Origin of the sequence: uncultured Olsenella sp., assembly GCF_959602185.1 — a bacterium.
Classification (GTDB): Bacteria; Actinomycetota; Coriobacteriia; order Coriobacteriales; family Atopobiaceae; genus Olsenella_I; species Olsenella_I phocaeensis.
Genome location: NZ_CAUGRZ010000007.1, coordinates 16,114 through 41,656, shown reverse-complemented (window position 1 = coordinate 41,656; position 25,543 = coordinate 16,114). Strand labels below are relative to the sequence as shown.

Annotated in this window: 19 protein-coding genes and 3 pseudogenes; 12 read left to right on the top strand and 10 right to left on the bottom strand. The window is 58.9% G+C overall.

Annotated features, from left to right (window positions below):
* Window positions 1–238: 238 nt before the first annotated feature.
* The 7 genes and pseudogenes from Q5923_RS06185 to Q5923_RS06155 all read left to right on the top strand — a co-directional run bounded on the left by Q5923_RS06185 (window position 239) and on the right by Q5923_RS06155 (window position 4,250).
* Window positions 239–649 (top strand): hypothetical protein, encoded by a 411-nt coding sequence (locus Q5923_RS06185; protein ID WP_303132865.1) that lies wholly within the window; start codon window positions 239–241, stop codon window positions 647–649.
* The gene (locus Q5923_RS06180) at window positions 649–1,326 is read left to right on the top strand and encodes a relaxase/mobilization nuclease domain-containing protein (RefSeq protein ID WP_303132863.1); all 678 of its coding nucleotides are present in this window, start codon (window positions 649–651) and stop codon (window positions 1,324–1,326) included. The genes Q5923_RS06185 and Q5923_RS06180 overlap by 1 nt, the downstream gene beginning before the upstream one ends.
* Window positions 1,319–1,933, top strand: coding sequence for a hypothetical protein (locus Q5923_RS06175; RefSeq protein ID WP_303132862.1), 615 nt, complete (start codon window positions 1,319–1,321; stop codon window positions 1,931–1,933). Before Q5923_RS06180 ends, Q5923_RS06175 begins: the two co-directional genes overlap by 8 nt.
* Window positions 1,933–2,538, top strand: a complete 606-nt coding sequence (locus Q5923_RS06170) for a hypothetical protein (RefSeq protein ID WP_303132859.1) — start codon at window positions 1,933–1,935, stop codon at window positions 2,536–2,538. The genes Q5923_RS06175 and Q5923_RS06170 overlap by 1 nt, the downstream gene beginning before the upstream one ends.
* A 64-nt stretch (window positions 2,539–2,602) precedes the next feature.
* A complete protein-coding gene (locus Q5923_RS06165) occupies window positions 2,603–3,295 on the top strand; it encodes a hypothetical protein (RefSeq protein WP_303132857.1) in 693 nt (230 codons plus the stop codon).
* 268 nt (window positions 3,296–3,563) lie between these two features.
* A complete protein-coding gene (locus Q5923_RS06160) occupies window positions 3,564–3,788 on the top strand; it encodes a helix-turn-helix domain-containing protein (protein WP_303132855.1) in 225 nt (74 codons plus the stop codon).
* Between the two features lie 9 nt (window positions 3,789–3,797).
* Window positions 3,798–4,250: pseudogene (locus Q5923_RS06155) on the top strand (recombinase family protein).
* A 125-nt stretch (window positions 4,251–4,375) separates the two neighbouring features.
* On the opposite strand, the gene Q5923_RS06150 reads toward Q5923_RS06155, so the two are convergent.
* The 10 genes from Q5923_RS06150 to Q5923_RS06105 form a co-directional block, all read right to left on the bottom strand.
* Window positions 4,376–5,485 carry a hypothetical protein gene (locus Q5923_RS06150; protein ID WP_303132853.1) on the bottom strand — a complete coding sequence of 370 codons (1,110 nt, stop codon included), beginning with the start codon at window positions 5,483–5,485 and terminating at the stop codon, window positions 4,376–4,378.
* Complete coding sequence (locus tag Q5923_RS06145) at window positions 5,482–6,927, bottom strand: hypothetical protein (protein ID WP_303132851.1); 1,446 nt, start codon at window positions 6,925–6,927, stop codon at window positions 5,482–5,484. The genes Q5923_RS06150 and Q5923_RS06145 overlap by 4 nt, the downstream gene beginning before the upstream one ends.
* Complete coding sequence (drmB, locus tag Q5923_RS06140; RefSeq protein ID WP_303132850.1) at window positions 6,924–8,705, bottom strand: DUF1998 domain-containing protein; 1,782 nt, start codon at window positions 8,703–8,705, stop codon at window positions 6,924–6,926. The genes Q5923_RS06145 and drmB overlap by 4 nt, the downstream gene beginning before the upstream one ends.
* Window positions 8,705–11,821 (bottom strand): helicase-related protein, encoded by a 3,117-nt coding sequence (locus tag Q5923_RS06135; RefSeq protein WP_303132849.1) that lies wholly within the window; start codon window positions 11,819–11,821, stop codon window positions 8,705–8,707. The genes drmB and Q5923_RS06135 overlap by 1 nt, the downstream gene beginning before the upstream one ends.
* A 10-nt stretch (window positions 11,822–11,831) precedes the next feature.
* The gene (locus tag Q5923_RS06130; protein WP_303132847.1) at window positions 11,832–14,447 is read right to left on the bottom strand and encodes a UvrD-helicase domain-containing protein; all 2,616 of its coding nucleotides are present in this window, start codon (window positions 14,445–14,447) and stop codon (window positions 11,832–11,834) included.
* Between the two features lie 13 nt (window positions 14,448–14,460).
* Window positions 14,461–15,915, bottom strand: a complete 1,455-nt coding sequence (locus Q5923_RS06125) for an Hsp70 family protein (RefSeq protein WP_303132845.1) — start codon at window positions 15,913–15,915, stop codon at window positions 14,461–14,463.
* A gap of 10 nt (window positions 15,916–15,925) precedes the next feature.
* A complete protein-coding gene (locus tag Q5923_RS06120) occupies window positions 15,926–17,233 on the bottom strand; it encodes a hypothetical protein (protein ID WP_303132843.1) in 1,308 nt (435 codons plus the stop codon).
* A 51-nt stretch (window positions 17,234–17,284) separates the two neighbouring features.
* Window positions 17,285–17,491, bottom strand: coding sequence for a hypothetical protein (locus tag Q5923_RS06115; RefSeq protein WP_303132841.1), 207 nt, complete (start codon window positions 17,489–17,491; stop codon window positions 17,285–17,287).
* A 96-nt stretch (window positions 17,492–17,587) separates the two neighbouring features.
* The gene (locus Q5923_RS06110; RefSeq protein ID WP_303132839.1) at window positions 17,588–18,283 is read right to left on the bottom strand and encodes a class B sortase; all 696 of its coding nucleotides are present in this window, start codon (window positions 18,281–18,283) and stop codon (window positions 17,588–17,590) included.
* 72 nt (window positions 18,284–18,355) lie between these two features.
* Window positions 18,356–19,771 (bottom strand): VaFE repeat-containing surface-anchored protein, encoded by a 1,416-nt coding sequence (locus tag Q5923_RS06105; protein ID WP_303132837.1) that lies wholly within the window; start codon window positions 19,769–19,771, stop codon window positions 18,356–18,358.
* Between the two features lie 140 nt (window positions 19,772–19,911).
* On the opposite strand from Q5923_RS06105, the gene Q5923_RS06100 reads away from it, so the two are divergent.
* The 5 genes and pseudogenes from Q5923_RS06100 (at window position 19,912) to malQ (ending at window position 25,483) form a co-directional block, all read left to right on the top strand.
* On the top strand, window positions 19,912–21,237 hold the full coding sequence (locus tag Q5923_RS06100) for an IS21 family transposase (RefSeq protein ID WP_303132835.1): 1,326 nt from the start codon (window positions 19,912–19,914) through the stop codon (window positions 21,235–21,237).
* Window positions 21,227–22,042, top strand: coding sequence for an ATP-binding protein (locus tag Q5923_RS06095; RefSeq protein WP_303132833.1), 816 nt, complete (start codon window positions 21,227–21,229; stop codon window positions 22,040–22,042). The genes Q5923_RS06100 and Q5923_RS06095 overlap by 11 nt, the downstream gene beginning before the upstream one ends.
* Before the next feature lie 378 nt (window positions 22,043–22,420).
* Window positions 22,421–23,152 (top strand): annotated as a pseudogene (locus tag Q5923_RS09570) (transposase); the annotation flags it as partial.
* A gap of 211 nt (window positions 23,153–23,363) precedes the next feature.
* Window positions 23,364–23,789: pseudogene (locus Q5923_RS06090) on the top strand (transposase); the annotation flags it as partial.
* A gap of 188 nt (window positions 23,790–23,977) precedes the next feature.
* Entirely contained in the window at window positions 23,978–25,483 is a 1,506-nt protein-coding gene (gene malQ, locus Q5923_RS06085) for a 4-alpha-glucanotransferase (protein WP_062529455.1), read from the top strand.
* The last annotated feature ends 60 nt before the right edge of the window (window positions 25,484–25,543 follow it).

Here is a 25,543-nt window from a genome sequence, read left to right as displayed (position 1 = left end):
TGTGCTGTTTCATGGTACAATCCAAACGGTAACAAGCTTCCTATGTTGTACGCACAAGGCGCACGCATAGGGCTTGGGTCGGTGGCGGCAATAAACCCTTCGTCAGCGTATGCGTTGCCGTGGGGCCGTCTTGCGACCGAGCGTCGCGGCCCTCCAGCCGATGACGCTGCGGGGGATGCCCCGCGCCCCTGGGAGGCAGGCGCCCTCCGAGCACCTGCCCTGAAGATGAGGAACGACGATGGGCGGACGCTGCGAGCGTGTATACGTGAGGCTCACGCCCGGCGAGAAGGATCGGGCGCTCGACCTCGCATCGCGAAACGGCCTCACCGTCTCCCAGCTTGTCCGCGTGCTCATCCAGCTGCCTGCCGACTATGCGTCGGAAGGCGCCCGCACTGCCGTGGTGCTTGACCGCACTACTGCCGGCGGGCTCGAGCGCGAGATGCGCCGCTGGGGCAACCACTACAACCAGGCCGTGCACGCGCTCAACACCATCGCGCTGTTCGCCAGCCGCGGCGGCAGCAACATCGACTACTTCGTCGAGCAGCTCGAGTGCGCCAACCGCAATCTCGAGGACGTGAAATCCGGCGAGCGCGGCATAGAGGGAAAGCTGCGGCAGCTCGAGGGAACGACGTTGGTAGATGGTCGCTGATGCCGATAGTGAAGGCGATATCGGGACACACCAACTGCCAGAAGGTGAAGACGTACCTGGAGAAGCGCAACCGCGCTCTGGCACGCGACTTCTTCAACCTGTCGTGGGACGAGCGCGAGATGCAGGGCTACGACGAGGCTATGAAGGATGCCGTGGAATGGGCCGACGAGATGGACGCCACACGAGTCCGATGCGGCAACGACGAACCGTATGAGGGTAGGCGCGCCCGCACCTACAAGCACTTCATCATCTCGCCAGACCCCGATGACCATATCGACCTTCCCGTCCTGCGCGAGCTGGCGGGGGCATGGGCCATGAGGTTCTTCGGCGACTACCAAGTGGCCATCGTGTACCACGACGACAACCAGAACCAGATCCCGCACGCTCACCTGGTCGTGAACTGCACCAACCTGGTCACCGGCAACCGGCTGCACACCGACAACCCTTTCGAGCTGAACCGCGCCCTTCAGGACATGGCGCGTGATAGGGGCTTGAACGGGCTTTCCAACGTGATGGAACACGACGAGGGGCTGTCGCGCCTCGCGGCAAAGGATGAGCCGGAAAAGACCGCCAGGACGATGCAGCCGACGTACATGAGCCGCCCAGAACGCGAGCTCGTGGGCAAGCGGCGCATACTCCTGGGTTGCGGACATCCGAAGCCGCGTATCCGTGGCTAAGGGCCTTGCGCGCAACGAGGGCGAGTTCCGCGGCATCCTGGACATGCTGGGCGTGACGGTGGCGGACAACTCGTCGAAGGCCACCAACCGCGATTGGATCTACTCGCTTTCCGACGACCCCAAGTGCAAGGTGACCGGAGGGCGCCTTGGCTACCTCTACAGCCGCCGCTCGCTTGAGAACGGATTCAAGAACATGGCCGCCTACCACCCCGACGCCTCATCTTCACGGGCGATTCTGAAGGCCGCAAAAGACGCTGTAATCCTGAACGACCTTGCTGAGCTCGACCGCATGGCCAAGGCATTGGAAACGTGCTCCCGCTTCGGAATCCGCAGCATTTCCGAATGCGACGCCAGGATCAAGATGGTCGAGAAACGCATCGAGGGCGGCAACGGCAGCGAGGCCGAGCGCAAGTCGCTCGAGGCTCTGCGCGAGGCGCGCGACTTCACTGCGGCCAACGGGCTGCTCCCCAGGACTACAGCCAAGTCGAAGAACGTAAAGACGAAAGCCGACGCCTCGCACGGTGCCGGAAAGAAAAAGACCGTCGAGAAACACAAGCACACCCGTCGCGAATCACAGCGCAGCAACCGCGAGAAGGGAGAGCGCTGATGGAGATCCGCATCCGGTACAGGAACAACCGCGTCGACGTCTTCGACACCGACACCTTCACGAAGTCGGAGCCCTTCGGCAACGCGAACATGCTCACTGACTTCGAGGTTCTGTTCGACCAACTCGGCAAGACTGGAATATGGTTGGCTGCCCACAGTTACGACGCGAGCCAGTCATACCGCAGCGACACCCCGGGCGACGAGATCCCCGTGGCGCATCGCAAGAAAGGCTGGCGCTTCCTGCTCGCCGAGAGCGAAGAGGTCGCTGACATCGAGACCGTGAGCATCGGCAACGATATCGCCCTGCAGCGGATTTGCGGCGAGCTCGTGGATATGTTGCGGCTCGACGAGACAGCTTCCGCATGGATCAGCAACAGCGACGACCTCTCCGCCGTCGACAAGACAGTGGCGCTGTTCGAGGCGCTCATGCGGACGGCTCCCGCAGGGTCCGCACCCGAAGACATCTCCCGCATGTGCGGCTGCAGCCTTGCGCTGGTGAACACCTTGCAGGCGATGGGAATCGCACCAGGAGAGGACGAGGAAAGCGAAGAGGAAGACGAATACGACAGCTGGATGGAGGGACTGGACCATGAAGACGTTGATTAAGCTGACCGGCGCATTCGTGCGCTTTCTGGTTCGTGCGGCATTTCGTTTCATGTAGGAGGAGACAATGAACAAGATGATGAATCTGGCGAAGAGCCATTGGAAGCAAATGCTGGCAGTGCTCGCCGTCGTTGTTGCGCTGCTTTTGCTGCTGGTGTTTGCGCAGTGCAATGCCAGCAACGATGCCAGTGCGGGGACGCAGATTACCGAAAGCGCCGTCGAGACAAGTAGCAGTGAGCAACCGGTAGTCCCCGAAGACGAATCGGGCACTGCGGCGAGCGTCTCGAGCATGACCCCTGAAGATTCTTCAGACCCTCAAACTGATGAATCGGATTCGGGTGCCGTATCGACAACCGATTCCGAATTGAACACATCCGAAGCGCCCGCCGCGAGCACGACAAGCTCTGTCGCTGCTGCAGCACCAAGCAGCGAGAGTAGTTCTCCCGCAGCGTCATCTAGCGAATCCGTACCGACACATGAGATGCGCTGGGTGGATGGCACCGAGCAGGTATGGGTCGTCGACTCGGAAGCCTGGGGCGAACAAGTTCCAATCTACGATTCCCAGGAGCTCTCGATTTGCAACATATGCGGAGCCGACATCACGGGTCGCACCGCCGAACACGGAAAAGCCCATATGCTGGCAGGCGAATGGTCAGGGCACCACAGCGAAGTCCATCAAATACTTGTCGGCTACGACGAGATCGAACATGCCGAGCAGGGCCACTACGAAACAGTTGTGACAGGCGGGCACTGGGAGTAAAGGCCTTCCCAATAACGACCGTTTCCGGGAAGCTGGCGCCCCACCCCGCCGATGCATTGGCAGAGCGCGAAAAGCGTTCCCAAAACCTTCCCAATGTCAAGTTCCCAGAAACTCGGGGCAAGACCGTTTTCGGAAAACAGCCAAACGTAAATCATTTTCGGAAAACAGCCAAACGTAAATCATCATCGAAAAGAGTGGAGCTGATGACGCCAGAGGAAGCATTTCTGAACCTTGATCCAGTCCTCGAATCCGTAGGTTCGAGATTCAAGTGGAGTCGGAAGATGAATTGTCGCAACTGCCAGCAACGGAAAGCCCTACCGAAATCATAAACGGCTATCTCACTGCGCTGGAAGCCGCACAGTACCTTAGGGTGTCGCGCAATACGGTCTACAAGAAGATCAAGGACGGGGTCATTCCCGTTGTCAGAGTCGGCCGGTCAATCAGAATCAATCGCACCGACATGGACAACGCACTTCGTAAGCATCGACTGTAGGAGCCCGAAATGAAGATTGGATACGCTCGCGTTAGCATTGAAGAGCAACGGCTCGACCGCCAGGAGGATGCGCTGAAGGCTGCCGGCTGCGAGAGGATGTTTCTCGAGAAGGCGTCCGGTGCAAAGGAAGACTGACCAGAACTTGCAAAGATGCTTTCGATGCTTCGCGAAGGAGATCAAGTCGCGGTCGTGAAACCCAATCGCATTTCGCGCTCTACCAAGCACCTCATAGAGCTTTCGCATCAATTTGACGAAATGGGGGTCGACTTCGTTTCCCTCGGGGACGCCATTGACACCACAACGCCCATGGGGAGATTTTTCTTCCGGATCATGGCGTCCATCACCGAGCTGGAACGCGACATGATCGCCGAACGCACTAAAGACGGGCTTAAGGCTGCCCGTTCACGCGGACACCGTGGAGGGCGCCAAAGGTCGACCCAGGAGCACTTGAGCGAGCCATAAAGATGCACGAATCAGGTCAGCTCACTATCAAAGAGGTCGAGGAGACAACCGGCGTCAGCAAGATCGTGTTCTACCGAGCTTTATGAACTGCACTGACTCAAGGCATATTCAGTGCGTCGGGTTTCTTAGCTGTTTGCGTTCTCGAGCGTCCAGTACTTTCGCAATAAAGCCTGATTGACGACGTCCATGATGGAGCCACTGAAATCGCGTTTCTTTAAGCCAACCTGCTCCAGGAATTCCTTGTTACCTTTGAACGCCTTACGAATGAGCTTTCTATCCGCATCGCTCAGGTCAATCTTGAAGAGCAGGTTGCACAGGGAAATGATCAGAGGCCTCGTTTTCTGCTCGACTTCAACAGTGCCATGACTAATAAGCTCGTCGAGATCCGATTCTGAGTACTTCGGCTGGAGCCCCAAAATTGGGTTCACGAGTAGCTGGATGGATGCGTTCATAAGGTTTACGTAGGAGCCGAGCTCGTACTGCTGCCCCTCACTCATCGAACCGTAATCAAGGCCGAAGGATACAATCCTTTCCGCCGCATCATCGATTCTGAAAGCTTCGTCATCAATACGGCGGATTCGCTCGTTCAGCTCTACGATAGCCAGCTCATACGACTTCGTATCGCGTTTACTAATCAGCGTGAAAATATCCTCGAGCCTGCTCTTATCCTTCTTTCCCTTTATCAGAAGAGCGCCGCTTCCCAGCAGCGCTACTCCCGCAATCGCCCATCCAACTGGGCCGGACAATGCGAGAAGAGCTTCGCCGGCAGCCATTCCGCCCCCTCCAGCCGCCAATGCTCCGCCACCGAGCCAGGCGAGGGCAGCGTTCGTCGCTGCTGCTCCGCTGAGCGCCGATATTGCAGTACCGGTAGATGCAACACCAAAGGTCGTTGCGACGCCCATCGCCGCGGTTGGGCCGAGGGCTGCCACAGCAACGCCAGCACCAGCGCCCGCAGCGCCCTTTCCTGCGTTCTTCGCCTGAGCCGTGGCGTAGTCGGACTCGATTTTTTCAGCCTGTTGCTTCCATTCCAAGCGGATCTTCTTCGCCCGTTCGAATTCCATCCTCTTCTCTTCTGGAACGTTTCTGATCAAGTCGAAGCGATCCTGCATAACCCCTAGAGACTCGTACAAATGGCCAGAATGGTCTCCAAGCTCTTCAATCCTCTCGTTTGTTCGATCGAGGGCTTCTTCGGCAAGCTTTCGAGCTTTTTCGAGCTTTGTCTCTTTCTTGCTCACTTTCTACCTCCGGCAAAATATTCGTCGATGTCGGTTTTCGTCTTAAGAAGCTTGTCTCGATCGACTTTTCGCATTTCGGCGAGCTGCACAGACTTCTCAAAAGCTTCGATGTACATATCACTGCACCTGAAGTCGTCCACAAAGCATACGAGGCGTTCGTCATCATAGACCTGGGCAAGTCGATGGAGGCCGGATAGGTAATCTTCGACAATCGTCTGCTCCCTCTGAGCAAAGAGAGCTGACTGTCGGGCGCTGTTAATCTCGAAGGCCCTCTTGGTTTCGCCGTAGAGGGATATGGAGAAGCGGCCTACGCCCGCGATGTTAAGGCGCATGACGAATTCTGCCGCGTTGAAAGTGCCGGCGCCTGCAGCAATGCCCCTCGCAATGGCATCGCCGACGTCCAGCATGCAAAACGTGCCATGGGCAACGGTGAGCATTCGTTTGATTGTTGGATTCGAGAACGGTTCGCAGGCACTCCACATCCCCTGGAAGGAGCGGTCTTGTCTGTTTGACTTCTTCAGGTACCGGACCAGCCGTCTCACCGCGTAAAGCAGCCTGACAACGGCTTCGTTAAATAAGACGGGAATTGCCTGGACGGCCTGGAAGCGCAGATCGAACCCTTGTTTGTACACGTTCAGCGCTAGTTCACTCAGGTTCTTATCAAAGTCGGTGACGTCGATCCCCAACTGGCGCCTTATCGCGACAATATCACTCGTCCATGCCCAGAATGGAGAGGGGACGCCCATGCCTCGACCTTTGCTGCCAGACGACCCCGACATGTCGGATATCAGATGTCCGAACCAGTTGAAGAATCCACAGAAAAGCTTAGCGGGTGCGTTGTTTCCACGCAGCTCGAACCCCCCGTCAGCATCCTGAAGCGCAACAAGCTCCCCATCGGTAACGAAATGGGACTGGTTGGTGAACTGGTCTAGTATTGAGAAGAATAGGCCGAACAGCGTTGGGTTGTGGCCGAGGGACTTGAAGTGGTGATTCTCAGGCGTCAGATCGCATATTTCGCTTGCAATGCCCCTGCCTGTTTGGTCGTAGGGAATCTTGAATTTCTTCTCTAAGTAACGAATGGCGGAAGCCGTGTCTTTCCCATCCCAGCCGCAAAGTTTAGCGAAATCAGTTACCCGATCTTCGAACCAACCATCGGTCATTTCGCCCAGCTTCGTTTCGCCAGGTTTTCCGACCAGGAAGATGTCCATCAGCCCGCAAAGCGCGCCTGCGCTAGCAGCAAGCGCATAATCCAGCTTGTCGCAGTCGGGCTTCAGACTATCTACGGTCTGAATGGTTTCGGATAGCTGAACCAATTCGCCATCCGCGTGGAGTATCGCACTGTCAAGAGACGATGCAAACTCGAAACCGTCCTTGTCTATTCCAATGGCGAGCACAATCTGTCGAGTGTTCTCAGATTGTTTGCTGGATACCGCCCCTGTCATTTGAACCAGTCTCCGAAGAAGCCCAGATCCGGATTGCCGATTTCACCAACCACGGACACTCTGTCCAATAGGCTGTTTCGCATGGTGCAGCTCGTCTCAGGCAGCAAGGTGCATGCATGGCATGCGGCATAATTCAATGCATCGTAGCCTTGGTCCTTGGATTGGCTGCATATCGGGTCGGAAGAGCACCATGAGGCAGCGTTCAGCATGTTCTCGAACGTAAGCTGCAGATTGTTCGGCCTGCCCTGCCTCACAAGCCCGCCGAGGCTGCCATCCGAATCAGGGGAGGAGGTATACAGGAGGATTCCTGCCATATTTCGATCGTCTCCCGGCTTCGAAGCGTAGATCTTCTCGCGTATTGAGGCGCTCGAGTACCCGCAGTCAAACGTGAGTTGCCGGATCAGCAGGTGCGATAGTGTGTGCAGGAGCACGTAGCGAGGCGAGAAGCTAGGGCACTTTATGTTGCTCTTCTTCAGATGTCTCTCCATGGAATCGTAGCGATTTCCAACGCGTGCGACCCATTCGTCAACAGCATCTGTGTTCAGCGTGAGGAAGAAACCCTCTCCGAGAAGCTCCATCGCTGGGAGCCAATCATCGGACGTCGTCGAAGGCGTGAAAGCCTTCGCTGCACGCTTTTCGTACTGCTCTTCCGTTTCACCGGGAATTTCGACCGCCTCAGGCGTGACCCTTCGGAACCCGCGAAGGACCATCACTTCTCTCAGTCGCTTCACGAGCACCACATCGTCAATGTAGTCGCTCAAGGATTCGGGCGGTCCAACGTGGATGGTCTTGAACGCTCTATCGTCCTTGTCAGGCGAAGTGAGTGCAGCATACTCGTCCTCGACAAGGCTCTTTTCGGTGATATCTACGCCTGCGGCGCATTTGTTGAACTCATCCACAAGCGACGAGGGCCCATATTGGCCGGAAAGACCCTCTTTGTCCAGCAGGTTCTTACAGTATGTCAGCTTCGTGGCGTCGTCGATCATCGACCACATCAGCGACGTCGTATCCCAGTTGCGGCTGGCGCAATCGGCCAATGGTCCGAGATCGAATGCTGGTATGGTGAGCGCGCCGATCGTCATCGGGAAGTAGACGCTTGAGGATCCCTTTTGCAAAGTTCGAACCTGCATGTCACATTCTCGAGAATCGTCCTTATGCCGCCCCAGCCACGGCCTGCGGCCATGACATTTGAACCCCTTCAGAGCGTCAGCGCCGATTGATCCCGCCATGCTCTTCTGGGCACCGCATTCTCTGCATTTGATGATGATGCCCTCGAGTCCGCCTTTGGCTTGGTCGAATGTAATCTCAAGTGCCCTGCCGTCGCATTCCTTTCCAGTGTCACGATGGACCCACCACCGATACGGGAAGTCCTCTATGTGGCCGTTCCCGCAAGCGACGATGAACGTCGATGGGACAAGCCTGTTGTTCTCCTTGCAGTTTCCGCAGTAGCCCTTCTTTCTTCCCTCCAGCGCCCATGCCGGTGCCAACCTATGACAGTTCGGGCAGTAGTACCACTCGGGAAAGCGGAAGGACTTGATAACGTCCTTTCCGGTATGTGGGTCGTCGGAGGCAAGCGGCTCGCGGAAGTACTTTACGCCCAGCAGGCGTTCGAGCCTCTCCTCGTGCAAGACATGTTTGTCGTACTCCCACATCGACGCATCTGCGACGATGACTGAATAATCGGGCATGTCGACCAGAGCACCAGGGCCGAAGGTGGTGATAAGCTGGGTTCGGCGGAGCTGCCCGATCTTCTTTGAGCTTTCCCCGGGTATTCTCATTATCGCTCACCCCACAGGCACACATTCGACTTCACTTCCACGTTGCGCATGCTCTCCATTGCGCTAAACAGGTCTTCTGACGTTTCGCTCTTGAAGAGTGATGGCGCCTTCGTCCTGCCCCAGGTCTTGTACTTGAGATCTGGGGTACACCTGTCTTCCCATTCCTTGCTGATGATTTCCAGTTCTTCGGCAACCGAATCAGCCTCTTCGGGGTCGACCCTAGAAACGTAATCGATGAGGTAATCCTTGATAGTTTGGACTCCGTTTTTCGAGTCGCGGTACATGCCGGCGTCGTCGTTTGATGCTAGGCCTTTCACCAAATATCGGCACAGCATCACATACACCGTGTGCAGAGCCTTATCGCGGGCTCTATCCGAAAACGGTGTCAAGCTTGAGGATTCGACATAGCGGTAGAGCGCGGAGTGGTATTTCAGGAACTGCTCGTAGTGGGATCGGTCTCTCGACCTCATCTGGTTGTAGTTCACGACGACGAGGCCGGGGCTGGCACGTCCAACGCGGCTTGTCGCCTGGATGTACTCCGCATTTGTCTTCGGCTGGCATGCGACGACCATCAAGCCCAGCCTTCCAACGTCAACACCGACAGAAATCATGTTCGTTGCGAGGACGAAATCGAGCGTATCCGCAGGATTGCTCCTGTTGAATTTGCGCTCGATTCTTGCAATGGATTCGGTGATAGCATGGTCGCTCTTGCGGCTGGTGAGCTCCATGATGTAGTTATATGGTTTCGACCCGTCGACGCCAGGGTAGTCGTTCTTGAACTTTGAGTTGGCGAGGAACGAAAAACGCCGCTGCACGCTGTCGATGACCGTTGTTGAAGCACCGCCGAGTTCCCTGAGCGTGTTGAAGTAGCCAACCAGTGTCCAGTAGTTGTCCACCACATCCTCGTTGTATCCCGCCGCTTCCAAGTACCGGGTCGCAAACAAGAGGGAGGCGTTGATTCTCACGAGAGTGTTCGTGGGTGTCATCCCGGCGCCCATGATTCCGACGTAGAGGCGGGCGGGGCGGTCATCCTCCGATGCGAGCTTTGCGAAGAACGAGTCGTTGATACTAAGTCCCTGCGGGGGAAATTGCTCGTACCCTTCACAATAGAGCGATTTGATTTGGCTATTGGCGTTCCTGATTGTCGCCGTCGAACCTATGACCTTCGGTCGAATCCCCTCTCGTTCGCAAAGTTTGCTGAGGCCCGCCTCGTACAGACCCACAATGGTGCCCAGGGGACCGGATATGAGGTGAAGCTCGTCCTGGATGATGAGGGACGGAGGCATCGCATCGCACCCGATGCCGAATATGCGTGCTGATTCTTCGTTCATGGGTATCTGGGCGAACTTGTCCACGGTTGCGATGAGGTACGTGGGGAGGTTGCTGTACAAGTCCTCGTCGACGAGCCTCACGGGTAGTCCGCCCTTGTGGCCGTGGAGGTCGCATTCGGGATTCGGGCACTCGATTCGCATCCTCCCTGCGGACACGCTGTAGTCTTTCGCCGTCAGTTCCGCGCCGCACCATGGGCAAGCCTTCAGCTGGACAGGATCCGCAAGCCCTTCGGAAAGCGATTCTCCGCCTCTGAGTTTCTTCAGCGCAGACTCCGCCTCCTTGAGCTTGTTTGGAACGAGGGTTCCGCCGACCCAGAGCCCGATTGAGATGGGCTCGCCGCCGATTGCTTCTTCCTTCCTTATGATCTCGCAGGCCATTATCAGCACGCTGGCGCGCTCGAATTGCTGGACCGTCAAGAGCCGTAGAGTGTATCTCATGATCACCGATACACCTTTGGATCCGGGATTCCTTAGCCTGCGCAGGAATATTGCGAAGGCTGCGACGCCCAGATACGCCTCGGTCTTGCCCCCGCCCGTGGGGAACCACAGCAGATCAACCAGCTGACGTTCATCACTTTCGGGCTCCGCGATTGATCGAATCTCGTGGAGCATGAAGGCTAGCTGGAAGGGATACCAGTTGATCTTTTCATCAGATACGGCGATGCCCCGATTCTCGAGAGATTTCCTTCGCTGAAGGCACATCGCCTTGTTCGCGAGCTGGAACGCCCGAAAGGAGGCGGCGTCGGATTCGAGCAGGGCAAGGCCGTCGAGGATCCGCTGCTGGGCCCTCCTGCAGCCGGCGATGTTGGCCTCCGATACGTTGTGCAGGTGGGCGGGGAGCCTTAACGCCTTGGATTCCAGATCTTCGATCCAATGGCTGTATTCCCCAATATACGCCCTTCCGTCGCGCAGGATTTCCTCCAAGCTCGCTTCTGAAAGGTGCTTCATGTTGAACAGGCGCCGCCCATCTGCTTTTGCGGGCATCATTTGGAGCAGGCTGTATGTGGGCAGGAAGGTGGACTCAATTGCCTGTGGCGCATCATCGGTAACTTCCCACAGGACCGAGCATCCGTGGCCCTGCGCATAGCACTGGACGTGGCTGTAGAGCATGTCCAGCTCGAGAACCTCTTGGTCGGTTATCCTGCCGGAATTGCGCTCTATGGTCGTGAACCGGCTCGCGCCCCGAAGCTCCACTTTGATTGAGGGCTGGAACAGGGACTCCGCATTTAGCTGCTCGAAGTCGTCGCTTGCGACGTTCGTGTTAAGAAGGGTGACGGTTACGACGTCGCCCTCGTTTCCTATTGACGGCCGAGGGGTTATCCTCAGCTCGGCCCCTCCGCCCAATCTCAACCGTTCTTGCTGGCGGCTGACCTTCCAATCCAGCTCCTTGTTATGTTGCTTTCGGGACCAGAAGGTCTCATCGTAGATATTGCCCGTTTCCTTATCTTTGACGTTGCGGTGCTCGAGCTCGTACGTCGCATAATTCACCGTTACAAGCATTGCTTCGGCGGAACCTGGCGAGACTGTTATGCCGAACGATGAGGGCTTTCTTTGCCCGCCAAGGTCGATTGAGGCGTCGTAGTCGTCAGCCTTGTTGTCTACGATGTTCTCTCCCTGCTCGACGTCTTCCTCTGCTAGGTCGTTCGGGTAGATCTTTCCCATTGCGTAGTAGGACAGTGGCAACTCGTCAATGACCTCGTCAGGAGCAACGGGTCCGATGAGGTCCTTCTCCAGGATATCGAGAACCGTCTGACGCGCTTTGTAAAATTCGCTGTAATCGCTCATATCATCCCGCCTAATAGCTACGGCTGTTCGCCTTAGCAAGCCCGGTGACCGTCACGCCGTACCAAACACATTGGTTTCCGAAGCGCTTTGCGTGCTCGGGGGCGTCAGCGGCACTCCCAATGCACGAGACGACGTCCTCTACATAGAGGTCGTCGAACGCTTCGGGGCAATCGTCGATGTACTCCGCCGGCTCATGGCCTTTCTTTTTCCCGCCGTTGATTGCGCTCAGGGCAATGGCGAAACCTCTTGCAAACGACGGTTTCAAAAGGCCAAGCGGCCGCTGGCCTTCATCGCTCTCAAGGCAGATCGTATACGTGGGATAAACCCCTTCTGAGGCGGGGTTCTTCAGCAGGCTCAACGGGCTGCCCGGTTCGCATAATTCGCGCAGGGCATTCTGTATAGCGCCTTTGCTTCCGAACGACTTAAAATCGACGTCGATTTCATCGATTGGCTCCACGTTTGACACACGCTTCTTCCTTGCCCTGGACACTCCCATCGCAACGTTTCGAGGCACGCAGAAATGTCTCCGCTTACCCGTTGTCCAGTCTCCGAAGCCCATGATTCGACTAGCCGTCTCGAACTGCTTTAGCTCGAGGCCGTTCACGGGACGCGATAGCGCAACGTAAGCAACCTTGCATTCGTCTAGGTCTCCGTTCTTGGCGATTTTCGCGAGGTCATCCGAAGCGAGCCATACGGTATCGTACTCGCGTCCTTTCGCAGAGTGGATTGTGCCGATGGTGATGCCGTTGCCGTCGGGGATGCTTGTGAAGAATGCCGAACGCTTTGCATTCGACGTGAGGCATTGCAGAAGATCTTCAACCAGGTAGCGAGCTCCGAGCTCCTTCCCCCGACAAGCCTCGGCAAGCTCATACCAGCCTTCGATGCACTCTTCTTCAGTCCCGGCTCCAACTTCTATTGCCCTTGACACGAATTCCTGTTTGTCGATGCTGTCGGAATCGTATTCGTAGAAGACATCAGCTATAACCCGAGAAACGAACTCGTCGCGATCTGCTTGGCGCAAGTGATGGCTTATCGACTTGTTCCGCAGCAGGCTGCTGACGTAGAGCGCCTCGCCGTTGGTCCTGGTGAGGATGCTCAGCGTTCCATTTGCGGAGACCGCTTCGATTGTCTCCCTGTCAAGCTCACGGATTTCCCTCAGATCGTCTATGTAGAGCTCGATGATTTGCTGTATGGATTCCCTGGCGGCTTGGACGTCCTCGTCGATGAGCGCAGTGCGCAAGGTTTCAAGCGAATAAGGGAGGGAGCCCTTTACGCGATGGTTTACCGTGAGGCTAAGCGCAACAGGGTTGAACGATTCCCGAATACTTTTGAGCATGTCGGTCGACGTTGTGCCCTTTTTGACGCGCTTTCCCTTTTCGTATGAATAGAGGCCGTAATCGTAAATCGCCTGACAGCTGTCCCCCAGCAACGTGAAACCGCAGTCCTCAGGCAGGGAATTCAGTATTGCGAGCACTAGGTCGGCGCGGGGGCTGACGAGGTCCTGCGTTTCGTCGACAAAGACGTGCGAGACGTTGTCGAATAGCCCATCCCAGTTGGCGATAAGGTTCTTTGCGGCAAGAATCCTTTGGTCGTAGTTAAGCTGGGGAATCTCCTCGGTGCTCGGGAGGAAAGGCTCTGGTACGCCGTCTGGCTCCAGGTCGGCGCCGCTGTAGAGGATCCAGGTTGCGAACTTGTCGAAGGTCCTGATATCGAGTGATTGCCAGGGCGCAGTGAGCTGGCCGTCTCTGACAGCAGCAGATAGCCGGTCTTCGATGACGTTTACCGCCGCCCGAGAAAAGCTCAGCACGAGAATGTTCTCCGAGGGCACTTCCTGGTTTTCAAGCATGTACTTGAGTTTTTCGATCAGCGTGAACGTTTTGCCCGTTCCCGGCCCCGCATTCACAACTGCGCGCGCGTTGACTGGGAGGGTGATAACGCGCAGCTGCTCTTCAGTCGGCGCGGAATCCTCGTAAGCCCGGCCTTCGTCGATCTCCTCGAAGGAGGGGATGTCGGAGTTCTCGTCTTGCTCTTCCTGCTCTGCTTCCTCTTGCTCGTCCTCAGCTTCCCAGGGAAACTCGTCCAAGTCGAAGTCGCCGGCATCCTGCTCGGGCTCGATTACTTGGTAATTGCCCCCATCGGCCTCTTCTTGTTCTTCCTCCTTGATCCTTTGAGGGGCGACTTCCAGGTCCCCGTAGAATGCTTCGTTGAAGGCCTCCATGTCGGGGATTGCGATTTCTTCATCCGGAAGCTTCTCAGTTAACGGCGCGTCATCGGGGGTTTCCTCGAGCTCCTTGACTTCGGGCACCTCCACTCCGGGCCTGCACTCCCCGAAAAGCCGGCATCCATAGTTCTCGCACTTGCATACGACTTTCTCCCCGGCATCCGTAACGATGGTACCCCAGGGGAAATCGTCCTTCTCCGCATACATGCAGTGGATGGCGTAGACTCGCTCCTCGTTCTGGAGCGGCGAAAGATGGTAGCGACTCTCGAATCTGCTGTTGAAGATCTGCAAGAGCTCCGGGTCGTGAATCGCGTCGAGAAACGCTTTGTCATAATAGGGGACTTCATCGACGACGGGGTACACGTTGCTTTGCAGCGAAACGGTGCTTACGTCGAGTTCTGTCATCGATGCGCTCATGCTACAACCCCAGCTCCGATAGACGGTAGTAGCATTTCAGTCGGTCGTATTCCCAAGTCGACGAGTACTTGTTTGACCTCATCGAGCTCTTAGCCGTTGCTCTGAACACCAGATTGTCGTCAAAAGAGGATTCGAGAATAATCTTCTCCTGCAGGAACCCGTATTGAGGCACCGTGAAGACCCAATACCGATCGCTCGCCCTGTCCAGATCGCGACTTCCCGCAAAGATCAGCCTTGCGTCCTCGCTGTGGTCGACAAGGCCGAAGCTCGTCGAAGAACTCCACCCTTTGACCTTGTCCCCCTTGTGCAAGATGGGGAAATAAGACCCGTCCGAGAGAATGAGACCCAAGTCCTGCGCTGCATAGTACATGCCGGGGTTGATGGAAAGCCTCGCTGCTCCGTCGCTGATGCTCCACATGGTCTCATCTGGGAAGAAGAGCTTGTCTCCGTATTTATCCTCCATGTGCTCAAGCAATGGGCGCATATTCGAAGAGCCGCCAATCATAACCACGCGGTCGATGTTCGCAAGCCCAACGCCGGAACCGGAAATGGTGTCTTCGAGGCACTTCATCGCCCTGTTGACTTCGGGCTCGATTATCGCCTCGAACCATTCGTAGCTAAGAGACTCCCTGAAAGCCCCGAGCTCTCCGTAAGAGCCCAAGAAAACAGACGTGTCGTCATCGTCGCTGAGTACGCGCTTGGCGCGCTCCGCTTTTACGAGCATTCTGTCCTGAGCGACCAGCGGCATATCATCGAATGACACCGATTGCCCCTTTTCTCGAGCCACTTTGGAGTGGATCTTGAGAGCCACCTTGCGGTCAATATCGTCGCCACCGAGCTTAATTCCATTCGTCGCGAGTTCGGTTAAACGCCCGCTGTCATTCTCGACAACTGATACATCGAGCGTGCCTCCACCCCAGTCGAACATCGCGACGGTTTCGCAGCTCTTAAGCTCACTGTAGTTCGCAAAATATGCTGCGGTGGGTTCACTGATGAAGGATTCTATCGCGATGCCTGCACGGGCAGCCGCCCTGCGGACCTGCTCGCGTTTGGAAGGGCTGAAGCCAATGGGGATTGCAACTGTTGCACTAGCGATTTCAGCACCAAGGCCTTCATATGCTGTCCTCTTCAAAGCGAGGAATACTTGCGTCGCCACGTCGCAGGCGGTCCATTCCTTTCCTGCTATTGTCTTTTTCCAGCCGCTATCGAGCAAACTTTTCACACTTGGAATGCATTCGCAGGTCGATGAGAGCTCCATCCTGCGGTTCCAGGCATCTCGCCCAGTATGGACTTCTCCGGTCTCGTAATCGATAGCGACGAACGAAGGAGTCGGGAGGCCTTCTTCGTCTTCGAAACGCATCTTGACCCATTGCGCGTCGCCTGAAGCGCGGTAGTAGCCTACCGTTGAGCTGTTCGTCGTGCCGAAGTCTATTCCGAAGTGATATTCAAGTGCCAATTTCGTCCCCTTAGAGCTTCACACCAGCGGATTTGAGGGTCTCGAATACTTGGCCGAGCTGCAGCTTTACAATCTCGCCGAGCTCGACAGTCATAGTCTCTCCCTCGTATTCTTTGAAGTCTCCGTAATCTGCTTTGAGCTTCGAGGCAATCCTGGCAAGCGCCTCGCTTCCCTTCTGATCCCTGTTCTTGTCAAGCATGGCAATCATTTCCGCGCGGGCGTCTGCCGTCGACTTCGCCTCTTCTATCTCATGTTGGAGCTTCTCGATCTGGTAGTTCGCGTTGTCGATCTGCTGTTGTTTGTCGCTATTGGCTTCCTTCAGGGAAGCAATGTGACTGTTCGCCTCGTCGAGCGACGCTTTGAGTTTTTCGATCGCCCCCTCTTTCGCTCGAAGCATGTTCTCCACAGATGAGAGTTTTGACTCGGTAATGGCGTGAGCGCGGTCGAGCTTCCGGATTGCGGCAACCACTGCATCGTAAGTCAAGGGTTCGTCCCCTTTACCCTCCGCACCGGCAATCGGAGTATGGGGCTCCTTTGCTATTGCGGCAGGCTCACTGGCAGTCTTTTCGCTACCGGTTTTACAGAAATCAGCGGTTTCTTTTAGTTTCAACGTGCCAGAGAGCGGCTTGGTGATTGCGGTGGCCTCTTCGGTCTTTGTGGCCTTGGATTCAAACCACTTTTTCAATACCTTGACCGAATCGACTTCAGTTTTGACCGGCTTTTTCTTGGACACTGCCTCTTCGAAAGCGGAGGAGAAGATTGTGACCAACTTGTTTGCAGTCGACTCTTGCAGATCAGCGCCCGTGAGAACTTCCGATGCCTTGCCGGCGTTCAGCTCACGCAGCAAGTATTTCGAAATCGTCGCGGAGTTCGTCCCGAAAGGTTTTCCCTCTTTGTTGTATGCGTATTTCGGTATAGTTGAGATAATCGAGTTTATGCAGTCCCAGCTCCTGCCGGCATTGACGGAAAGAGCGAATAAATGCACATAGATCCTGAGCGAAGCCCCGAGTAGATTCTCTTCGATTTTGGGGAGCTTCTTCATTCCTCGCAAGGTTGCCAAACATGACTCATCGGTCCCCATAAGTGCAAACAATGGATTCGCTCCGGCAATGCTGAAGCCGTCAATCAGCAATCCGACCGAGCTGTCGCTTACGCCTTCCTTGCGTGCAAGTCTTGACCACTCCTTTGTGAACTCAGCAATCTCCTGCTTGTTGCTGCTCTTTTTCTTACCTGAAATCAGACCTTCAACGATCTGCTTCTGGGTCGGTTGCTCGACTGGAGTCTCTTCCGGGCTCGTCATGATGTCGGTTGCTGTCATCTGTTCCTCCTACGGCTATTCCTGGATCGGCTCGAGGCGTACTTCCGATTCCTATGACTCCGGCTTGGCGAAGTCGAGCTTTGAAGCATTCTTCAAGATTTCCTTAACTGCAATATCGGTAAGAAGGGCGCTTACCGTGCTGCATTCCTCTTCGGCAAGTTCGCCCATCACCTTCTTGAACGCGGGGGTTACGGCGAAGATGATCCGCTCGTCCTTTTTGCCGTTGAGCAATGCCTTCTTGATTTCGTTCTCATCCATCGGCTTCTCCTTGCTTTCAATAAGGCTTATATAAATTATACGCCCGTGCGCTCGATACTCGAGTGCACGGGCGAAGGTCATTATGTATCGTGTGAATTATTCCGCATATACAACGGTGCGTGAGTTCCAGGTCTCGTAGGAGCACGTGGCGAAAGCATACAAACGGCTTATGTCCTCATGCGAGCCTAGCACCACCTCGCTTTCCTCGAAACAGGACAACGCGTAATCTTTGAAGGCCCTCTGGTCCTTGAACTCTGTTTGCAATGAATCGTTACTCGCGTTGAGCACGTTGACTGCTACGACCTTTAGCTCGCGACGTGAATCGTCTTGACGAACGTAGAGGTAGACAGTCCGGTGGTCTTCAGCAAAAGCGGCGTCACTGTAGCTCGCAAAGCCGGCGAAGACGCTGCCGTCATCCATATGATGCCCGTAGACGATTGTGAAGGGACCGTCCAAGCTGCAGTCGCAGTCGATATACGGCGTTCCGTGACCGCCCTCGCCGAACACGTCCGCGTAGAGCCAGTAGTTGGGATAGCCCGGATTCGCCTGCACGATGGGCTCGTCTATTTCGGTTCCGGGGACCTCGACCCATGCGACGACCTCGTCGGGCAAGCTGGCCCAATCGATTTGCCGCACGTCCTCATCTTGCTCCTGGCCGATATAGTCCTCGATCCAGTCTGCGATCAAGTTCTTCTCATCGGGAGTCGCAGTCACCCATGTGAGGACCAGGGCGACGGCGACCATGAGCACGATCCCGCCCAACGGGAACAGAAGCATCTTCGCGTTCTTCATCATCTTCTCCTGACGTGACGGCGGGACGGGCTCGGTGGCCCGCCCCACCCTTTTCGGCTTCTTATTCAGCCGTTATTCCTCGGGCTCTTGTCCGTCCTGCTCGTCGGATTCGGGAGCCAGGCCCTTGCGGCGCTTGCTCAGCGCGTATGTCGCGCCCGCGGCTCCGCATCCAGCGAGCACTACGATGCTCGCCGCGATCGGGGCGACGGGCACCGAGCCGCCGGTCTTGGGATAGCCCTTGCCCGGCGTGCCCTCCTCGGGCGTGTAGAGCTCGACTGTCTGCGCCTCGTCGTCGATGTCCGCGTGGACCGCGACCTCGACGCCGTCGCGAGTGAGCGTCTCGAAGGCTACGAGCGTCTTGTCCTCCAGCCCGGTGGCGTCGAATTCGAACGCGACGTCGACGGTGCCTTCGGCCTTGTCTGGCGTGAATGCGGCCGTGGAGGTCACGACGTTGCCCTTGGCGTCCTTGAACGGCTCGCCAGTGGCCTTGTCCATGAGCGTGCCGGTGAGGACGTACTCCTTGCCGGGTACGAGGTTCTCGTAGGTCACGGTGTCGGTCACCTGTGTTGTGCCGTCAGCGACGACATTCTTGTCGCCGTCGTCGGCGTCGACCGCGTTGGTGTGGATGCCGGCGAAGTGGACAGACTGGTCCTCGTCGCTGGCATCGGAATGCGTGGCCACGGTGTTGCCCTCGGAGTCCATCAGGCGCTCGAAGAACACGAGCGTGTGACCAGCGACGCCCTCGGTCTCGACAGTCATCGGAACGTCGACGGTGCCGTCTTCGGCCTCGGGGGCGAACTCGGTCTCGGCGGAAACTACGTTGCCGTCGGCGTCGAGGATTTCCTTGCCGTTGACAGAGTCGTAGAGGGTGGTGACCAGCTTGTACGTCCTACCGGGGTTCAGGTTCTGGTACGCCACCGTGTCGGTGAGCTCGAGCTCCTCTGCGGTGCTGCCCAGGTTGTCGCCGGTATCGGGGTTGGTCGCCGTGGTGTGGATGTCGATGACGTCCACGGTCTGGCCCTCATCGGAGATATCGGCGTGGACCATGTACTCCTTGCCCTCGTGCGTCATGGTCTCGAAAGCGACCACGTCGTGGCCTGCGAGGCCCGCGCCGTCGAAGGTGAACTCGATCTCGACTGTTCCGGTGAAGTCCTCGGCCTTGAACGTGGCGGATGCGGTGATCTCCTTGCCTTGCGAATCGAGTGCCTTCTCGCCCGTGGCCTTGTCCATGAGCGTGCCTGTCACGGTGTACTCGTTGCCGGGGATGCAGCCCGTGTACGCCACGGTATCGATGACGCACATCTTCTCGCGCGCCTGACCCTCGTGGATCCCGCTGCTCTTGTCGATTGCGGTGGTGCGCATGTCCTTGGGCATGTTCTCGACGGTCCACTCGAACACGTCGGTCATATCCTTGCTGCCGTCGAAGGAGATCATGCCCTGGTCATTGACCGTGAAGTCATGGACCTTGGCAGCGCCTTCTTCGTCCACGTCGTAGATGATGTTAGCGCCAGGCGATATCAGCCCCGAATAGTCAGAAGATAATGGCCACTCCCGGTCAAGCAGAAACGGCCATTGCGCCGTCGAGCGGCCTACACTGGTCTTGCCGATGCGCCAGTGTAAGGAGGGCTATGGAGGGCAGACCCAACGAGCGCAATGACCTGCAGGATATTATAGACAAGGCCCTTTCGGACATGGCCGAGGACGCTGGGCACCCGATCGACCTGGCGGACGTGAACCTCGCCGAGCTGCGCAGGAGGACCGGCCTGACCAGGTCGAGGCTCAGGACCATTCAGAAGAACGGCTTCAAGGTCAGGCCCCACGCCAACACGGGCAGGAAGGCCGGGGTCACAAAGATGACCGGCCACGAGCGAGTTGCCGACGAGCTGCTCGCGAAGGGGGTGGCCAACTCGTCGGTCGTCTACGAGCGCCTCGTCGCAGACGGCTACAAGGGTGGCCTCGCCACGGTCAAGGACTACGTCAGGGCGCACATGTCCCTGGCGCCGGCGAAGCGCAAGACGGCGGCGCCGCAGGGCAGCCGCGGGCAGCGCTTCCACACCAAGCCGGGCCAGGCGCACCAGATGGGCTGGGGCCTCGTGAACCTCGGGGACGAGGCCGGCGTGAGGTGCAGGACCGCCTGCTTCGCGATGATCTGCCACCACTGTGGTACCTGCCATGCGGAGTTCTTTCCCAACGCCAGGCAGGAGAACCTGTTCATCGGCATGGCGCACGCGTTCATGGCCATGGGCGTGCCGGAGCACGTGCTGACCGACAACATGAAGAGCGTCGCGCTCTACCGGGACTCCGAGGGACGTCCCGTCTGGCAGACCGACTATGCGGCGTTCATGGCCTGCGTCGGATTCAGGACGAAGCTCTGCAAGCCTAGGCACCCACTCACCAAGGGCAAGGTCGAGCGCCTGGTCCGCTACGTGAAGGACAACTTCCTGGCGGGTCGCGACTTCCACGACATCACCCAGCTCAACGAGGAGGCGCTCGCGTGGTGCGCCCGGCAGGGCGGCAGCTACCACCGCGCGCTCGACTGCGTGCCTGCCGACGAGCACGGCAGCAAGTGCCTGCCCGCCGCGGGCGCGCTTGCGGTCGGTGACGAGGTCGCCATGTGCCTCTGTCCCAGACGCCGCATCACGTTTGACGGATTCGTGAGCTACGAGGGGCGCCGCCTCGGCGTGCCGCACTGGTACGACGGAAGCGTGTGCCGAGTCAGCCGCGAGGGCGAGTGCCTGCACGTATACAGCGAGGACCTCGCGCGGGAGCTTTGCGTCCACCCCGTCACCCGGGGAAGGGAGGACAGCTTCTGCGAGGGCCAGTACGTCGACGCGCAGCCCTGCGAGGTGCCGTCACGGCCGGTGAGGGCGACCGTCCCGCGCGTCGAGCTGCCCGCGGGCAACCCGGCGCTCGCGAAGTTCGACTTCGGGGGGATGATCGAAGATGGCCGATGAGAGCACGCTCGCGAGCGCCTACGAGGCCATCAGCGCCGACGCGGCCGCGTTCAAGGTCGACCTGCCCGCGGAGGAGGTCGCCGCCGTCGCGGAGCGCTGCGGCTTCGGAGACGCCGAGTTGGCCGCGGCCGGCGAGGTGTTCGCCTACCTGGCGAAACGTCACCACGAGAGCGCGATCGCCACGCTTCTGCGGCTGAGCAGGCTGCCGCAGAAGGCGCCGAAGACCTTCGGCAACTTCGACTTCGCCAGGATGCAGGGCCGCGACGCCGCCGCGCTGCGCGGCCTTCCGGCGCTCGCCAACCTGCACGCGCGCAAGAACATCGCGTTCGTGGGGCCCGGCGGCATCGGGAAGACGCGCCTCGCCGAGGCATACGGCCGCGAGTGCTGCATGAGGGGCTACAAGACGTACTTCCTGAAGGCCAGCGAGCTCAAGGACAGGCTGGAGAGGGCGGTGGAGGGCGGCACGACCGCGAAGGTCGTCTCGTCGATGGTCAAGCCATCCTGCCTGATAGTCGACGAGATCGGCAGGTGCACCTTCGACCGCGCCTGCACCAACCTCTTCTTTGACATCGTGGACAGGCGCTACGAGAAGGAGGTGCCCAACACGCCCGTCCTCACCGGCAACACGCCGGTCAACAACTGGGACGAGTTCTTCGAGGGGGACAGCGACACGCTCGTCTGCACGCTCGACCGCATCTTCGACAAGGCGTCCGTGTACATGATGCGCGGGCCCAGCTTCCGGGGCGCGGGGTGTGAGACCTTCTCGGTGGAGGCGGTCCCATCGGTGTCGAAGCTACGAGTGTAGGAACCGGCAAGTAAGCCACCAACCACGCTGGCGCATCGGCGATTATCCGTTGGCTCAGATTGGCTAATCAGCGCTGACTCCGAGGGGCGATGATTGCCTGACTGTTTGGGGCGATTGTCGCCCGACGCTTACACTTTGTAGTCACCCAGTTTTTTTGGCCTCTCGTTTCGCAAAACCGCAGGTGGGAGTGAAGAGTGACAAATCGAGAAAATCCGGCTCTTCGGTAGCTTGTGTGGGTGACCACCGACCGCTTTGACCGGCTCACGCGTAGGAAGCAGGTGGGACTGACAGGAGCGGCCCCGCAAGGGGCCGCTCGGCGCCCCTTTCCCGTAGGATTCCACTTCGCCAAAAGCATCCGGAGCAACGGGAGGCGGACGCATGGCGGAGATCCTACGGCATGCCCTCGCGCTTGTGAGGACCGTCGTGGAGGGCGTGACGACCGAGGGCGACGCGACCGTCGCGTCGGCGGGACCGCACAGGAGGGGGCGGCCGGGGTGCCCGATCTGCGGTCGGAGGCGCGAGCGCCACGACCGCGAGCCGACCAGGCGGCGGGGAGCCATGGACCCGGCGAGGCCCGAGTGCCTCCTGGAGCACGGGCCCGCCAGCGTGCCGTGGGCGAGGCACGGGTCCAGGCGCACGCGCGACTTCGAGGGCTGGGTCGCGTGCCTGGCGGTGAGGTGCCGCGTGCCCGCCCACTCGCGCATCGCGCGAGCGGAGTGGCACGGCGTGGGCGGCATCCGCGGGGGGGCCTACGACGAGACCGGGGCGCAGGGGGGCGTCGGGCGCTTCGACGGGCTGGGACGGACCGGCGTCGACGAGACCGGCTACAAGAAGGGCCACGAGTACCTGACCGTCGTCGTCGGCCACGGCCGGGGACGCCCCGTCTGGGCCCACGAGGGGTACGGCAAGGAGGTGCCGGGCCTCTTCCTCGACGAGCCCGCGCGCGAGCAGCGACGCGCCATAGAGGTCGTGGCGGCCGGCGGGGCCAAGTGGACAAAGGCGCTGGCCAGGCGCGGGTGCCCCAACGCCCGGTGGGCCATGGACCCATTCCGCGTGGCCGAGCGGACGAGCGACGCGCTCGACGAGGCCGGGCGCGAGGAGCGGCGGGTCGCCAAGAGGGCCGCCCAAGGCGCGATGCCGAGGCGCGACGGGCCCGGCAGGCCGCGCGGGGGCGAGGGGACCCCGCCGGAGGCCAGGGCGCTGAGGGAGGCTGCGGACGCGACCAGGGGAAGCCGCTGCGCGCCGGTGAGGAACCCGGGGGACCCCACGGGGCCGCAGCGGGCGAAGCCCGCCGAGCCCGGGAGGGCGGCGCCTCTTCACGGCCTGGGACCTCAAGGAGGACCTGAGGGCCGTCTTCCGCGCCGGGACGGCCGTCGAGGCCGAGGCCATGCCCGACGGCTGGCCGCGCGGGGCCGCCTACCGCGAGATCGGGCCCGTGGTCGCCGTCGAGAAGAAGGTGGGGCGCAGGCGCGCGGACGTCGTTGCCGCCGTGGCGCTGGGCATCGGAAACGGCCGCGCGGAGAGCATCAACAACAAGATCAAGGTGACGGCGCGCATGGGCCACGGGTTCCGCAACGCCGGCAACCTCGTCGCGCTTCTCATGCTGCGCCGCTCCGATGGGCGGCCGGCACTTCCCCGGGAGGACCGCGGGGGAGGAGAGGAGGAAGGTGGACGAGAGGAGGAGGGGCAGGGGACGCGACGGGAAGAGGAGGAGGAAGGTGGCAAGGGGCAGCTAGACGACCCCTAGGCCACGAGAACTACCGAAGAGCCAAACTTGTTCAAACGAGTAATGTACCTATACGAAGGAGCGTGTCTGCGAATCTGAGTGACGAGCCTGTCTGTGAGTAGCGGTAGCGAACGATCGTGCAGTGGTCGCGCGACCGTGGTGAGTATCCGTTACAATTGGCCTGTGGGTCTAGGAGAGAAGAGGACGCCATGCGAGCAAGTGGAGTGTTGATGCCAATCTTTGCGCTGCCTGGGAGGTATGGCATCGGCTCGTTCGGGCCGAAGGCCTATGAGTTCGTCGACTTCTTGAGCCGCTGCTCGCAACGCTACTGGCAGATCCTGCCGCTGACCACGACGGGCTACGGTGATTCGCCGTACCAGTCGTTCAGCGCCTACGCGGGCAACCCCAACTTCATCGATCTGGACGAGCTGGTAAAGCTGGGCTACCTGAAGCGCGGCGACCTTGAGGGCGTAAAGTTCGGGGATGACCCGACGCGCATCGACTACGCCACGATCTTCGTCGCGCGCAGGAAGGTGCTCGAGCGTGCGACGGCACGCTTCATGCAGGACCCCCCCTCCGACTTAGACGAGTTCTCACGCAGGCACGCCAGTTGGCTTGACAGCTACTGCGAGTTCATGACCGTCAAGGAGGAGTTCGGCCTTAAGGCCTTCCACGAGTGGCCACAGCAGTATCGCAACCCGGGGAAGGCGTCGCGGGACCTGAGCGCCAAGCGTGAGCACCACTACCAGTACCACCTGATGACGCAGTACTTCTTCTTCAAGCAGTGGGAGAGCCTGAAGGGCTACGCGAACGAGCGCGGAGTGCTTATCGTGGGCGACATGCCCATCTACGTCTCGCGCGATTCCGTCGAGATGTGGGCAATGCCGCAGCTCTTCAGGGTCGGTGAGGACGGGAGTCCCACGAGCGTCGCGGGCACTCCGCCCGATCAGTTCTCCGCAACAGGACAGTACTGGGGTAACCCAATCTACGACTGGGACGCCATGGCCCAGGATCACTACTCCTGGTGGGTCGAGCGCATGCGCATGAGCCTTAAGATGTACGACATTGTGCGCATCGACCACTTCCGGGGCTTCGAGTCCTACTGGGACGTGCCCTTTGGCTCTGCGACGTCTGCGGCTGGCTCTTGGAGCAAGGGTCCTGGCACGGCACTCTTCGACGAGCTGACACGGCAGCTGGGCAAGCTCCCCATCATTGCGGAGGACTTGGGGTTCATGACTCCGGAGGTCATCAAGATGCGCGAGGACACGGGCTTTCCTGGCATGAAGATCTTGCAGTTTGCCTTTGATGGCAACAGCGATTCGTATTATCTGCCCCATCATTACACGCCTAACACCATCGCGTACGTGGGTACCCACGACAACCAGACCGTTCGTGGCTGGTACGAGAACACGGCGACCCCGCGCCAGCGCGAACAGGCGGACCGCTACACCAGGCGGGCCAAGGGCGAGCCCGTGGGGGCTGCGTTCAACCGCGCCATCGCCGCATCCGTCAGTGACACCTGCATCTACACCATGCAGGACCTACTTGACCTAGGAGACGAGGCGCGCATCAATGTGCCAGCCGTCTTAGGTGGAAACTGGGACTGGCGCATGAGGGAGGGTGCCATCACCCGAGCCGTCGAGGAAGCCCTCCTCGACCTCACCCAGACCTACTTTCGCGTCCCCGGAGCACGGCCGCCCGAGCTCCCGGCGTGATGAGGCCATTCGCACAACCAAGCGCCCCGGATCGTCCGGTCGCCGTCCTTACGCACAGCA